We start from the raw sequence: 13,621 nt of genomic DNA on the forward strand, positions 1-13,621 counted from the left end.
TCCCCCTTGCAATTAACGCCGATAACTCCTACTAAATCCCGCCTTCAGCCCCATTTTCGCGCCAGGAACTGGAATTTCTACAGCTATTTCGAGCGAATCGGGGCACGATCTCACATTATCGCCGATTTAGATATAGTTTTTTCAGTTGTTTCCTTCCCAGCCTCTGCCTCGGTTAAATTAGCGGTATAATATCCATTTACCTCCAGATATGACGAAGAAGTTCGGTGCAGTTTTATCGGACCGTCAATATCTCCAAAACACCTTGCAAATGGCGAACATTTGTTCTATAATGAAAACAAGTGACGAAGCACGTCCCGTTCCATTCCTACGAATGGGTACGGGGCGTTTTTTTATTTCCGCCAAAGGGTTTGTGAACATGACTTTTGATGAAGCACACTCAACATTTATTCACCAACATATCAATACCAGATCCGGAGAGCGCCGGGGCAGACTGGAAAGAGGGCACCAACATGCCGAAATACTGTTTCTAAGGAACGTCTGGTGGCCTCTCAGGGGCAGCTTCAAAAATCTTCACCCTGAATACGAAGCACTGGATTGGCGGGGAAGATCTTATTTTGCAGACTTTGCTTGGCTGCCGGGATACGTGAAGCTGATCTTTGAGATCAAGGGCTACGCTTCTCAAGTGCGGGACATGGACAGGCAAAAGTACTGCAACGAGTTGAATCGCGAGACATTTCTTCATGCCATGGATTTCCATGTCATTTCCTTTGCTTATGACGATATCGAGCAGCGCCCAGACCTATGCATCACCTTGCTTCGTATGATGCTAAGCAAATATCAACCCAGCCCCCCCCGTTTCACGCGCACAGCTTGCTGAAAAAGAGGTTATCCGACTAGCCATAGAGCTGTCGCGATCTCTTCGCCCTTCTTATGGAGGAAGCAGGGAACGAATTGTCCGATACGAACTAGCTCGGGAGGCGATAGATTACTTTTGAAAGCTGCGCTCCTACTATTTGCCACTGAACCAACATCCACATAAAAAAAGAAGCAGCCAAACACGCTGCTCCCTAACTGATCTCAATAAATCTTTCTCCCTAACGCATCCGCAATACCGCTTTTCCGGAAGAAATACGTGTTGATCATATCGCGCCATTCTTTTGCATGGGCTGCCTGCTCTGCGAGACGATCCGCTACCTGCTTGTGCACCAGCTCGCCCACGCTTCCTTCCAGGCTAGCCCACTTAGCCACCAGCTGCTCAGCCCGCTCCACGCCTTCAAAATGTGTGTTATAAATATGCTGAATCACGGTTTGGCCGGAGTGCAGCACATGCGTATACGGCACGTGATGGAAAAACAGCAGCAGCTCATCCGGGCAGTTTTCAACCGACTCATAGATGTCGTAGTTCATGCCTTTGTACTGCGCAGCATAGCCTGTCCCCGTTGCTTTGGTTCGGTCGACGCCAATGCCATGACAATCCGCAAAGTGGTACGTCCCCCACTTCGAGTACTCGTAGCCGTCTACGTTCGGACCGTAGTGATGGTCTGGATTCACCATCCAGCCCACACCGAGTGGCGACGTATACGCTTCATAGATGCTCCATGAGTCCATGAGCATCCCCATAACTGCGCTCACCAGCTTCTCATCCCCGCCAAGCGTCATGCGAATCCACTCTTCCGCGATCTCTTCCGCGGACAGCTCCGGATTCCACGCCAACCGGCCGTAGCCATACAGGTTCGCTTGCGCCAACAAATGGCCTGTCCAATTGGTGTCGTTTCCGATATTGGAGACAGCGGCAAAACCGCTGAATCGATTGCCGTACAGAGAACCATCGACAATACGTTTAATACTGGAGCCGTCACCTTTCGCGTAAGTCTCGAAATCAAGGACTTCTTTCCATTGTGGAACGAGGTAGCACAAATGGCGCTGCTGCCCGGTATATTCCTGTGTAATCTGGAATTCAATCATTTGATTCGTCGCTTCCATGGCGCCAATCAGCGGAGAAACAGGCTCCCGCACTTGGAAATCCATCGGGCCATTTTTCACCTGCAGAATGACATTATCCATGAATCTTCCATCCAGCGGTTTAAAATGATCATACGCCGCCCGCGCCCGATCGGTCGCCCGGTCACGCCAATCCTGCTTGCAGTTATAGACGAAGCAGCGCCAAATGACAATACCGCCGTAAGGCTTAAGCGCCTCCGCCAGCATATTCGAGCCGTCCGCATGATCGCGGTCATACGTAAACGGCCCTGGGCGGTTCTCTGAATCCGCCTTCACCAGGAAGCCGCCGAAATCCGGAATCGCGGCGTACACTTCTGCTGCTTTAACACACCACCATTCGCGTACAGCAGGATCAAGAGGATCAGCCGTTGATAGGCCGCCAATTTCAAGCGGACTGGCATAGTTGACGCTCAAGAACAGCTTGATGCCGTACGAACGGAATACACCTGCTACCCTAGCAACATCCGGCAGGTACTCACCAGTCAAAAACTTCGTTTCCCAGTGATGAACGTTCACATTGTTGATGGAAATCGCATTGAGCCCCGAAGAAGCCAGCAATCTTGCATAATCGCGAACGCGTGTCAGATCCGTTGTGATCCGGTTATTTTCAAAGAAAATTGACTTTCCTGCGTAGCCCCGTTCAATACTACCATCGATATTATCCCATTGATTTATCATACGCAGCATGTTCACTGGATTTTCAATAACATCTAACTTGTTCACGGATTTATGAGTGCTGATAAGTCGAAGCAGATGAAAGACGCCATACAGAACACCGGACGCTGACGAAGCACCGATAACTAGACTTCCGCTCGCTTGATCCGTCTTGATCGCAAACCCTTCAGGTTTAACAGCTGATCGAGCCCCTTCGTCAAAAGTGCGATCTATTAGCGAATTACCTCCGCCAAATGTGCCCAGCGCAATCACAACTCTGCCTTCGTCATTTTCAGAGACAGCAAGCTCTTTGCCTAGCATCTTACTGATGCCGCGGGAGAGTTCTTGGACAGCCGATTGAATTGCTTCTTCCTTTTCCGTACAAACAATTCCGCTGTAACCGGCATATTGTTGAACCTCGCTCAGCGCAATCGGGTGGTATTCAAGCCAAGCCTGGTAGCCGGTTTGTTGTGTCGTTGTATCGCTCATGAGAAAAATCTTCCTCTCCCTGTCATGATTATTCTAATATTTTTATGGATTACATCACTTCAAAAACCTGATCTTCCGAAATGAAATGTACGGGGAGACTCGGAAATAACGCGGCCACCATCTCCGCCAAATATTTCATGCCCGGTTCTTCGCTTTCCGCATGTCCGAGTGCAATGAAAGCCTTCTTCCTGCCTTGGTGCACAGCGTCACGCACATATTCCGGCGTTTCCCATTCGGGGCCTTCCCCGGCAATGATCACATCCACCTCTTCCTGAAAGAGAGGAATGGCCATGCCGCCTCCGCCTCTATACCCCGCTAGCAGGCCGATGCGCGTGCAAATCATTGACCCGTCGCCGGCAACTCGCACGAAAGAGATACCCAGCTTATTTTTCACATATAGGGCAAGCTCCTTCACTGTTATTGACGGAATCGTCAGCAGCGTAGCCGCAGGTCTATTTTCCGTTACAAAGGGCGCCCATTCCAGGCTCTGAACTAAGCCGATCATGATCCCATCCGGCCGATATCGATGCCAATAATCATGGAAGCGGAAAATCGCAATCCCGGAATCCTCGATCAGCTTTTGCTTCGCTTGATAAACTGGATCATCTACGAGATGCCCTATTTGGTCATGATGATGATAAAAGGTGCCTTCATGCGTTATGAGCAAATTCACACCCTTTTCAACAGCCTTTTGAATGACATCATGGGTTGCCATGAACGTCGTCGCAATACCCTTCACTTCCATTGAGGGGTCACCCGACTTCAGCGTATCAACCGTTACCTCTAGCCGTCCAACCGGCTCCATTAACTGATTCAGGATATCTTGAACGCGAATCGCCATAACTATAAGTCCCCTTCCGCTCCCGAGTTACACAGCAAAAAAACAAGAGCCGGAACAGGCATGTCCCGGACTCGTTTTTGCCTTATTTTTCGTAGGCTTGTGCAGCCACTTTCAGTTGTTCAAAAGCTTGCTCAGGCGTTGATTTCCCAAAGCTCAGTTGATCGCGAACAAGCGGCCAATCTTTATCGATATAGTTCGTCCAGCCTTTCACGCCTGGATTCCAGGTTTGACCGTCTTTCTCGGTAGCGTGCAGGAGCGCAGATCCGATTTTATCAACATCGCTCATACTGGACTCCAAGGATGCGGCAATGTCTTTATTTACTGGCAAACCGCGTACGGTTGTCAAAATTTTTGCAGCTTCCGGATCGTTGACGAACCAATCCACGAATTTTTTCGCCTCTTCCGCTTTCTTCGATGTTGCGGAAACACCCAAGTACAAGGATGGTTTCAACCAACCGCCCGCTTCAACCGTACGAGGCATTGTAACAAGTGCATAAGCGCCTTTTTTCAAGCTATCCCAAGAGCCATAGTTGCTGGAAAAGCCCATGCGGAACAAGATTTTACCGTTAACCATCAAATCCATTTTCGGATCAAACTCTTTATCAGAGGAGTTCACATCCGCAGGAGGCACGATGCCATTCTTACGCATCTCGTCAAAATTACGCGTCCACTCTAAGAAAGTAGCCTGATCCACATTGAATTTCCCCGTATCCGATACGACCATGCCCTTACCTTTTGCATATTGGAATGCGGAGTAAGCGAAGTAGTCACCGGCATAATCCTTCGTGAAGTATTGACCTTCCGGAAGCTTCGTTTTTGCTTCTTTCGCAAGTGCGAAGAAATTATCCCATGACCAGCCGTTTTCCGGAGCTTTCAAACCAAGCTTATCCATAGCAGCTTTATCGTAGATCATCCCGTAGGCTACGGAACCTAAAGGCATCGCATACTGCTTGCCCCCAGCTTGTCCACCGGACAATACTTTTGTATCAATTTTGCTCACATCCACACCTGTCAGTGGCGCCAATTGATTGCGCCCCGCCCAATCCGAAATCCAACCTGGATCAAGTTGCATAATATCCGGCGCATTATTCGCAGCTGCTTGCGTAGACAGCTTATCCAAATAGCCGTCAATACCGGAATACTCAGGCTCAAAAGTAACGTTCGGGTGCTTTTCCGTGTACAATTTCAATGCAGCGAGTGTCGCTTCGTGGCGAACCGTAGCCCCCCACCACATAATGCGTAATTTCACCGGCTCATTCGAAGCCGCAGCGGTTGTTGCTGTCGTTGTGCCTTGTGAATCTGCCTTGCTATTTGTATTGCCGCCGTTTGCACAGGCTACTAGAGACCCAGCCAACGCGGTCGCTAGCACAACGCCTAGAGAACGCTTCCATTTAATCATCTTGTGTAATCCCCCTACTTCGTCAGTGATGTTTTGCTTACATTTATAGTACCAATAGTGGATTAGGCTTTATATAAGAGAGATGCACGAATTATTTTAAATTTGCCCGATATTGATCAACATTATAGGCATCTTTCAATACTTATGCAAAGTTTAACATAATACGTTCGAGTAAATAAAAGGAATTCAAGTTCAAATGTGGAATAAGAGTAGTTATCAATTAATGAAACGATTAAACTCAAAATGTCCAGGAGGCTGTTTAGCATGAGATCAACGGGGATTGTAAGAAAAGTTGACGAGTTAGGGCGCATCGTATTGCCGATTGAGCTTCGGAGAACGCTGCACATTGATATTGGTGACGCAATTGAAGTCTATGTCGATCCGGAACGTATCACCTTGAAAAAGTATATGCCCGCTTGTGTATTCTGCGGTAATTTCGAGGATATGACCTATTTCAAAGGTAAAATGGTTTGTAGCTCCTGCGTTGAGGAAATCAATTAATAAAAGCCTCTGTCCGCTTAGCTGACTGTCATCAGCTGCTGCGGAGCAGAGGCAATTTTATTTATTTCACGTTGACGACCACTTGATTCGGACGGTAAACAGCTGATAATGCGCCTTCCCGATCTGTCGCGAACATAACGGTACGCTCCGACTCAAGTTCAAAGGCATAACTTCGGCCGGTAGCCGGATCTATCACTTCGATCGCTGTATCTACGCTGTACTCCGACACGAAAATATACAATGAACCTTGGGCAAAGCTCAACTTGCGTCCGTAAACGCCCGGCAGTTGCCCGCCTTTCACCCACGTCATTTCCTCTGATACGCCTGCTTCCGCCAATGCATAGTTGTACAACGCTTCTATGCTTTCACCGCGCTCATTTAATTCAACCGGCAGCGGACACCAGATGAGCTGCCCTTTGCCAAGCGCATAACGCCGTGTGGTTCCGTGCCCGGAGCTCCATCCGTTGTTCTCATCCTCACCTTCGGAGAGAGCGATCTCTTTGTTCGCTTGTGAAATTCGGGCGCCGCCGAAAGAGACAGGATACTGGCTACCGTTCAAGACCATCATTTCTTCCCGCAAAATGTTGCTTAGCACCGTTTCGCCAACCACGTCCGTCAGACGCGATACTGGCGTCCAGTATTCATTCAGTCCAAGCGGTCCTGTGAATAAAAGCGTTCCGCCATGCGTGCGCACATGCTGAGTCAGCTTTTCCAATGCTTCATCGCTGAAATTGTGAGCACTAGGAACAATAATCAGCTTGGGAGGATTGTGCTCCAAAGCATCCAATTGATACTCACCCATGCCACGGAAAGGCACATTCATTGAATACGCCAGCGTACGAGTAAGCTTGGAAGTGGCTTCGCCAGCTAATCTTCTGGTTGAAAAATCATTGGAGTAAGGGAAAATAGCCACGACTTCCTCCAACTGACGGTCCACAAACAAATCCCGAATACGGCCCATAAAAGCGCCGAAATCATAGGAAACATCCGCTTCCGGTTTCTCCGTGCCATCTGCTCGCAGCGCACCGATGTGCGATTCATTAATATTGTTCATATAGAAGTTAATATTCCAAATCCACTGCACAGCGCCCGCCCCACCCGTCGAAAAGGCATACGCATACTTGCGCTCCAGAATGTTCCGCAGCTCATGTTCCGAACGTTTTGCGCGTCCATCAGCTGTTTCTATATACATGATGCCGGTTTCCTGAATCAGGCTCGGCTTATCCGGCGCTTTGGAGAAAATACCGTCCCACACCAACTGATCCATTAGCCACCAGGTATGAACCGTCGTATAGTCCACTACTTCCGCATAGAAAAATGGTGATGGGCGCAGTGCACCAAGTCCCTCATCCTGACCGACCGTTGCCAAATGAGCAGGATTGATGCTGCGAATGGTCGCAATTAATTCACTAGCCCAGCGATTATGCATATCCATCGTAAAATACGTATAATCCAGCCATGGTCCGCCTTTTTTCTCCAGCATTTCGGTCGTCTTCATGTTCATTTCCGACACATCGGGAAGTTTTGCGCTTTGAAAATCAGGCAGTTCCATTGGCGTCATATTCCAACGCTCCTGCAGCTTGCGAATATCGCCGTGACGGTTTTCCAGCCATGCGGTGAACGCTGCTTTCTCAAATTTGTCCTGAGCGGATTGCGGCCCGGAAAATGGCTTATTCGGGTTAAACATGGACGGCTCATTGATCAAATCCCAATGGACATTCGTTGTTTCTTTATGGCGCGACACGATGGCCGAAATAAATCGCTTCTGAGCTTCCACGCTGCGCGGATCCAGATAAGGATTGACACCCTCCCACAGCTCCGGTGTAAAAGCGAAGAAATTAAACGTGACTTCGATGTTGTGCTTTTTACAAGTCAAAATGAAGGCATCAATGGCACGCAGCACTTCTTCATAGGGATGGCCATCGACGAACATCACTTGGCGCCATGCGGACCAAATCCCTGTACGCAGCAGGTTAATCCCTGCTTTGACCATTTGTGCGATATCCTTATCCCAGACTGATACGTTAGGCAGAAAAAGAAATTTCCGAGCCACATCGCTCGTCATATAGGTCATGCCAACGATCGGCAGCGGACGCCCATCTTTAATGAAATAGTCGCGATCGCAGGAAAGCGGTGTTCCTTCGCGCAGCAGCTCCGTATCATATCCCCAAAAACCCTGCTGGTAGAAACGCGTCTCTCCTGTATTGGCAATGGCTGTACAAACTGCCGAATAATATCCGGGCTCCAGATCGACCGGCACATTCATTTTTTTATAAGTCAGCTCGCGGGATGCCTCCATTTGAACAGAAGTTGACCATAACGGCTCCGAAACGCCGTCTTTCTTCACTTGAACATGGAATGTCCACGACGTATTAGCCGAAACAGCTGCTTCGCGATTGGCAAGCGTTTGCAATTGGATGGTCAATGCCGCTCGGTCACCGGGATCATAACAGGCGTAATTCGGCTTGAACCAAATTTCGGTTCCCCCCCGCGCCGTAAAGGCAGCCAAGTCCCTCAACACTTCCGCTCCCCCTTGTGTCCAGAAGGCATCATCCGTCACCAAGTTGGCGAAAATCCAGCGTCCGCCTGCAAAATCACCCTTCGTGTTCTCCAGCAGCACGATTGGCGCTGCAACTTCGCGGCCTTCTGGAGAAATTCCCTTCAGCAGCGGCAAAAGGTGGGCGTCCATCGGTCCGCTCGAGCCAACCTGACCCGGATGATCATCCGCGCGAGTTACGTGAAGCGCCAGACCAACCGTTGGCTGCACTTGAAACAACGCCTCTTTGCCGGCGAGCAAAGGCAGATCCGAATGAGCCGCATAACGGGCTATCGGTGCCGGGTCGACTGGAAGCACCTCGTGGATCTGCAAAAGCTGATGGTATCCGGTTTGCTCTGCTTCCACTGTCCATCCCTCGTTGCTTGGATAAACCGGCACTCGAAATGGCGCGCTCCCGAGATGAAGCAGGCCTTTCCCTCTGCGAACATGCGACATTACTGCTTCCCAAGCTGCTTTTGGAAAGTACCTCCCATGGAGATGAAGAAAATTGTCAGCTGTACCTTGCAGTAAGGCTTCCGATAGCTCCTCGGCACCTACAATCCGGCCCAATTGTGCCAATGCTTCTAGACTGCGGCTGTCCGGCCGAGTGCCTTCATAAGGAAACGCTGCATCATAAAAAATTACACAGTCACCCATTTTGAAACCTCCCGTTGTGTTGAATATTATAATTTTTGTTATTTTTGTTAGGCTAACACTTATTTCAGCACCCCTACTGTAATCATTTTCAGTCTTGACGTCAATTCATTTTTATACGTAAACTTCCCAATAGATTGACAATGTCTCTTTTTTAGTAAACAATGAGATTTGTTAGTTTTGTTATGTGAAAAATGATTTTAATTTAAGTAGGTGCAATCCTTGAGTAAAAAAGTTTCCATGCAGCAAATAGCAGATCGACTAGGACTATCTAAATATACCGTGTCCCAAGCGCTGTCCGGAAAATCAGGTGTAAGCGAGGAGAATCGGCTTCGTATTCAAGAAATGGCGAAAGCCATGGGATATCTCATCCAATCAGCAGCGCAGAACTCTGGAAGCCTGAATACTGAACCTGTGAGCGTTAACGGGCAAACGCCTTATATTCTGGTTTGGATTCAGGCCATTTATCAGCAAGATAATCCATTCTGGGGAAAAGTTCTCGCGGGGATCGGGGCGGCCAGCAAGGAGCTGGGCTTCGAGCATCTGATCATCCCTGTGCCGGCTCATCATAACGAACAACTGCAGATTCCTTCCTATGTGAATCCTGCCCACTGCGCGGGCCATCTTCTGGCAGGAACTTTTCCTACCCTTTCGGTCATCTCCCTCCAACAAACCGGGATTCCGCTCGTATTAATTGACCATTCCGAACCTCTAGTGGATGTCGATTGCGTTCTCAATAATAATTTGGACTCGGGTAAAATGGCCTGTCAACGTCTCCTCGCAGCCGGCTTGAAACGGCTTGTTTTCGTCGGCGATGATCAATTTGCCGTCAGCTTCAAGGAGCGCTTCTGGGGCTGCCGAATGGCCATGGAAGATTTAAGCAAACCGGATGAGGACTACTCTCTGAAGAAATGGAGCATTCCCTACCAGAGTCGACAGGTCCTGCAGTACCTGGAGCGCAAAGTTTTGGCTCTTTCACCTGAAAGCCTGCCCGAAGGCATTATCTGCGCTAACGATCAAATAGCTCTGGAGCTGATTCCCATACTGAAGCGCCAAGGTATCGATGTTCCGGGCCAGGTTAAGGTTATCGGGATTGATAATATTGATGCCTCCGCTTATGCGCATCCGCCTCTTAGCACCATTGAGCTTGCGAAAGAATCGCTCGGCATTCGAGCAGTGGAAACTCTCCTTTACAGGCTTAAATACCCGGGAAGACAAGCCGAGAAAATCATTCTCTCGTCCCGTTTCATCGCGCGAGATTCCGGTTAAACGAAAAAGGCATATAGCATGGGCTCCTAGAGCCGCTATACGCCTTTTTCTGTATTAAAAGAGCTTACAATCGAGAGAGTAAGACGGATACGAGCATACCTGCAATCGCGATCCAGAATAAATAGGAACGAAGTACACGCTTCAAGCTCTTATCTTGACGCTCCATGACCGCCTTCTTACGGGCGGAACTGGAATTCGTCTCCGCATCCAACTCATCTGTTACTTGCGAGCGCCAGTTCACGAATTGAAACCCGATTCCGCTGACCACAACGGAAATCATCAATAAAATCAAAGAACCCATAAATAGTTTGTCCGAAATGGACTGCATCATCGATCTAACCTTTCTGTCGTTGCCTCATTTGCCTTCCTATTATACTGCAAATGCAGCCCCGAATGCACACGAAAGCCCCAATCCGTAGATTAAATACGAATTGGGGCATGCTACATTTATAAATTATAGCGTTTTGTCACCAGGTTTCCAGTTCGCCGGGCAAAGTCCTCCGGCTTGAAGCGCTTGAAGCACGCGCAGCGTCTCGTCTACCGAACGTCCAACATTCATGTCTGTCACGACTTGGTAGCGCAGCACACCTTCAGGGTCGATAATGAACAAACCGCGGTGAGCTGCACCTGTTTCATCATCCAGCACGCCATACGCGCGCGCAGTTTCTTTGGAGAAATCGCTGACGAGCGGGAATTTCACGGGACCGATACCGCTTTGGTCGCGCGGCGTTTGTGTCCAAGCTCTATGCGTGTATACACTATCCACGGATGCTCCTACGATTTCGCAGTCCAAATCGAGGAACTCCTCATAGTTGTCGCTGAAAGCTGTAATTTCTGTTGGACATACATAGGTGAAATCGAAAGGCCAGAAGAAGAATACTAACCACTTGCCTCTGTAGTCCTCAAGAGAAATTTTTTCTTCTAAAGTTTCCATGTTTTTCGTGGACAGAAGTGAAAAAGTTGGTGCCGGCAGTCCTATTTTAGCAAAAGATTGGGATGGTTGTACGGTTAATTGTGTCATGGTTCTCTCTCCTCTTTATCTATCTATTTTATGTGAATTAAACAGTTACTTCAGCCAATGCCTTTTTGAGCTTGGTCACATTGAGACCTAGAATTTTGTGCTCGCCAATCACCGTTACCGGAAGAGACATCATGCCCATATCGTGAAGTTCTTGGCCATATTGGTCATTTAGATCAATATTTCTTTCTTCATAGGCCACTTGCTGATCGGTTAAGTATTTTTTTAACTGCTGGCAATAAGGGCAATTCGTGCTTGAATAAACAATGACATTAGACATATGATTTCATCTCCTAATAGGTTGTAAGATTATTTATATTGCGGGATCAATTGAGCCCGTTTATTAATAAATTTATCAACGGCCATGGCCGCAATGGCCCCATCCGCAGCTGCAACGACCGCTTGCTTAACAGGTGTGCGTCTAACTTCGCCGGCGCCGAACACGCCTGGAACCGATGATTGCATCGAGCTGTCGAGAATCATGAAGCCCTCTTCATCCAGCGGCACTTGGCCCTGCAGGAAGTCTGTCCCCGGTTTGCTTCCGGATAGGAAGACGAAAACGCCGTCCACCTCAAGAACTTCTTCCGTACCAACGCCTGTGCGAATGCGAAGCCCTTCTACCTTATTGGTACCAAGCACTTCAAGCGGTTTGGCTTTATAGAGGATGTCCGTTCCCGGTATCTCCGGGGTATGATGAACGCCTTGCAATTCGGGGCGCGGTACCACGAAGTGGATTTTTTCCGCAAATTTGCTTAGTGCCTGGGCTTCTTCCAGCGCTTCTTCCGAATCACCGATGACTGCGACCGTTTTTCCTTCAAAAAAAGCGCCGTCACACGTTGCACAAGTACTCACGCCACGCCCGAGCAGGTTCTCTTCACCAGGAAGCATACGGTTGCGTCCTTTCGATCCCGTCGCAATGATAATCGATTTGCCTTCATACATACCGTCCGCCGTAAACACGACTTTCGTCTCATCTTCCACATCTACAGCCGTAATTGTCGTTTGAATAAATTCAGCGCCGAAGCCTTTTGCTTGCTCCCGCATCGTATCCAGCAATTCCTTGCCAGACATCGCCCCAATTACCCCTGGGTAATTGGCAATTTTGTGCGTGATGGCCAAAGCTCCCGTGTTCGGCGCTTTATCAATCACCAACGTCTTCAAGTTTCCTCTAGCTGTATAGATGGCAGCTGAAGCTCCTGCCGGTCCTGCTCCAATAATAATGACATCGTACATTGCCGCTGCACCCTTTCTATCCGTTCCACTGCTTGTCCACTGATAATCGATATCAGATAATAATTATTATAAATAAATATAGATGAAAGTCAATACTTTTTAATAATTATTATAAATAAGAGTGTCCGTTTCTAGAGGGGGCAGAATGTCCGGTTCTTTTCTTTTTTCCATTCATAAGGAACGAAGAACAGCTATTATTTCAATTTTTTGAACGGACGTTCAATTCTATATTTGTTTTAAAAGCAGCCGACTATCTTAAAAATCTTCAGAAAGATTGGCTGCTAATCGTGTATATATACAATATTTAGATTTTATTTTTTTTCTTCTTTTTCTTTCGTTTCTCTTTTCAAATTGTCTTCGCTTTTCCCGATTCATCCGAACTTCACCCATGAAAATTAAATTCCGAGTATAGGAAAATGGCGGCAAGAAATAACGGGCATAGAAAAACACCCCATAGAAGATATCGGTTGAACCAGAATGGTTATCCGATATCTCGACTAAAGGGTGCTTTTATTTAGTGGGAAAGTCTGTTATTCTTGTGCGTTGGTTTCGTCTTGTTTCTCTGCGATAAATCCATTGATGCTCTCTTTGCGGCGAGCATTTTTTGATTCGATGCTCTCTTTGTCTACAGCAGAAATTTCATCCGCATGTTCATCCAAGTATTCCTCAGCTTCGTTTAGATTGGCCATTGTATTATCGATGGCATTCTGAATACGGGCTGGGTTATCTTCGCGATTGTCTGGCTTAGCCATAGTAGTTCCCTCCCTTTGTTGCGAGTTATTAACATCCTGTTATACGATTCCAAATGATCAATCAAATTATTCATTCAAACAAAAAAACGGCTACGCCGCTAAAATTCTCGTTAGCCACCGACTGAAGGCCAGACGACCTTGGAACAGTAAAGCAGGGGATTATCCTCGGGATTTTAAAAATAATGGGTCGCCTATTTACATCCAACATGTCGACGAAAAGTATGGTACAGTCAGAATTTATCCTTTGGAAACATGCCATGAATGGTTCAAAGTAATTAGCAGCATAATAAGAGCATCAAGATGGAGGTGCTAT

Annotated in this window: 12 protein-coding genes and 1 pseudogene; 4 read left to right on the forward strand and 9 right to left on the reverse strand. The window is 47.9% G+C overall.

Annotated features, from left to right (window positions below):
* Positions 1–208 precede the first annotated feature (208 nt).
* Positions 209–838 (forward strand): hypothetical protein, encoded by a 630-nt coding sequence (locus RQP52_RS30280; protein ID WP_315955277.1) that lies wholly within the window; start codon positions 209–211, stop codon positions 836–838.
* Between the two features lie 200 nt (positions 839–1,038).
* Here the strand turns inward: RQP52_RS30280 and RQP52_RS30285 are convergent, their stop codons facing one another.
* The 3 genes from RQP52_RS30285 to RQP52_RS30295 form a co-directional block, all read right to left on the reverse strand.
* Positions 1,039–3,105, reverse strand: a complete 2,067-nt coding sequence (locus RQP52_RS30285; protein WP_315955278.1) for an alpha-glucuronidase family glycosyl hydrolase — start codon at positions 3,103–3,105, stop codon at positions 1,039–1,041.
* Positions 3,106–3,154: 49 nt separating this feature from the next.
* The gene (locus tag RQP52_RS30290) at positions 3,155–3,946 is read right to left on the reverse strand and encodes a Nif3-like dinuclear metal center hexameric protein (RefSeq protein WP_315955279.1); all 792 of its coding nucleotides are present in this window, start codon (positions 3,944–3,946) and stop codon (positions 3,155–3,157) included.
* An 82-nt stretch (positions 3,947–4,028) separates the two neighbouring features.
* Positions 4,029–5,345, reverse strand: a complete 1,317-nt coding sequence (locus RQP52_RS30295) for an ABC transporter substrate-binding protein (protein WP_315955280.1) — start codon at positions 5,343–5,345, stop codon at positions 4,029–4,031.
* A gap of 264 nt (positions 5,346–5,609) precedes the next feature.
* Here RQP52_RS30295 and RQP52_RS30300 point away from each other — a divergent pair, with 264 nt between their 5' ends.
* Entirely contained in the window at positions 5,610–5,846 is a 237-nt protein-coding gene (locus tag RQP52_RS30300; protein WP_127457910.1) for an AbrB/MazE/SpoVT family DNA-binding domain-containing protein, read from the forward strand.
* Between the two features lie 61 nt (positions 5,847–5,907).
* Here RQP52_RS30300 and RQP52_RS30305 read toward each other — a convergent pair whose 3' ends face one another.
* Positions 5,908–9,039 carry a beta-galactosidase gene (locus tag RQP52_RS30305; RefSeq protein WP_315955281.1) on the reverse strand — a complete coding sequence of 1,044 codons (3,132 nt, stop codon included), beginning with the start codon at positions 9,037–9,039 and terminating at the stop codon, positions 5,908–5,910.
* A 210-nt stretch (positions 9,040–9,249) separates the two neighbouring features.
* Here RQP52_RS30305 and RQP52_RS30310 point away from each other — a divergent pair, with 210 nt between their 5' ends.
* Positions 9,250–10,305: a LacI family DNA-binding transcriptional regulator gene (locus RQP52_RS30310; RefSeq protein ID WP_315955282.1), complete on the forward strand. Its 1,056-nt coding sequence runs from the start codon at positions 9,250–9,252 to the stop codon at positions 10,303–10,305.
* A 64-nt stretch (positions 10,306–10,369) separates the two neighbouring features.
* On the opposite strand, the gene RQP52_RS30315 is transcribed toward RQP52_RS30310, so the two are convergent.
* The 5 genes from RQP52_RS30315 to tlp all read right to left on the reverse strand — a co-directional run bounded on the left by RQP52_RS30315 (position 10,370) and on the right by tlp (position 13,308).
* Positions 10,370–10,606 carry a hypothetical protein gene (locus RQP52_RS30315; RefSeq protein WP_315955283.1) on the reverse strand — a complete coding sequence of 79 codons (237 nt, stop codon included), beginning with the start codon at positions 10,604–10,606 and terminating at the stop codon, positions 10,370–10,372.
* Positions 10,607–10,759: 153 nt separating this feature from the next.
* Positions 10,760–11,326 carry a peroxiredoxin gene (locus tag RQP52_RS30320; RefSeq protein ID WP_315955284.1) on the reverse strand — a complete coding sequence of 189 codons (567 nt, stop codon included), beginning with the start codon at positions 11,324–11,326 and terminating at the stop codon, positions 10,760–10,762.
* Positions 11,327–11,363: 37 nt separating this feature from the next.
* Positions 11,364–11,603, reverse strand: a complete 240-nt coding sequence (locus RQP52_RS30325; RefSeq protein ID WP_127457915.1) for a glutaredoxin family protein — start codon at positions 11,601–11,603, stop codon at positions 11,364–11,366.
* A 29-nt stretch (positions 11,604–11,632) separates the two neighbouring features.
* Entirely contained in the window at positions 11,633–12,556 is a 924-nt protein-coding gene (locus RQP52_RS30330; RefSeq protein WP_315955285.1) for an NAD(P)/FAD-dependent oxidoreductase, read from the reverse strand.
* 530 nt (positions 12,557–13,086) lie between these two features.
* Entirely contained in the window at positions 13,087–13,308 is a 222-nt protein-coding gene (gene tlp, locus RQP52_RS30335) for a small acid-soluble spore protein Tlp (RefSeq protein ID WP_315955286.1), read from the reverse strand.
* On the opposite strand from tlp, the pseudogene RQP52_RS36550 reads away from it, so the two are divergent.
* A pseudogene (locus tag RQP52_RS36550) lies at positions 13,292–13,552 on the forward strand (hypothetical protein); the annotation flags it as partial. The gene tlp and the pseudogene RQP52_RS36550 overlap by 17 nt on opposite strands.
* Between the last annotated feature and the right edge of the window lie 69 nt (positions 13,553–13,621).

It is taken from the genome of Paenibacillus violae, assembly GCF_032461945.1.
In the GTDB taxonomy this organism is placed as follows: Bacteria; Bacillota; Bacilli; order Paenibacillales; family NBRC-103111; genus Paenibacillus_E; species Paenibacillus_E violae.

Coding starts and splice junctions, on each gene's coding strand:
- tlp (WP_315955286.1), bottom strand. CDS start 13,308: ATGGCTAAGCCAGACAATCGCGAAGATAACCCAGCCCGTATTCAGAAT.
- RQP52_RS30285 (WP_315955278.1), bottom strand. CDS start 3,105: ATGAGCGATACAACGACACAACAAACCGGCTACCAGGCTTGGCTTGAA.
- RQP52_RS30305 (WP_315955281.1), bottom strand. CDS start 9,039: ATGGGTGACTGTGTAATTTTTTATGATGCAGCGTTTCCTTATGAAGGC.
- RQP52_RS30320 (WP_315955284.1), bottom strand. CDS start 11,326: ATGACACAATTAACCGTACAACCATCCCAATCTTTTGCTAAAATAGGA.
- RQP52_RS30315 (WP_315955283.1), bottom strand. CDS start 10,606: ATGGGTTCTTTGATTTTATTGATGATTTCCGTTGTGGTCAGCGGAATC.
- RQP52_RS30330 (WP_315955285.1), bottom strand. CDS start 12,556: ATGTACGATGTCATTATTATTGGAGCAGGACCGGCAGGAGCTTCAGCT.
- RQP52_RS30300 (WP_127457910.1), top strand. CDS start 5,610: ATGAGATCAACGGGGATTGTAAGAAAAGTTGACGAGTTAGGGCGCATC.
- RQP52_RS30295 (WP_315955280.1), bottom strand. CDS start 5,345: ATGATTAAATGGAAGCGTTCTCTAGGCGTTGTGCTAGCGACCGCGTTG.
- RQP52_RS30325 (WP_127457915.1), bottom strand. CDS start 11,603: ATGTCTAATGTCATTGTTTATTCAAGCACGAATTGCCCTTATTGCCAG.
- RQP52_RS30290 (WP_315955279.1), bottom strand. CDS start 3,946: ATGGCGATTCGCGTTCAAGATATCCTGAATCAGTTAATGGAGCCGGTT.
- RQP52_RS30280 (WP_315955277.1), top strand. CDS start 209: ATGACGAAGAAGTTCGGTGCAGTTTTATCGGACCGTCAATATCTCCAA.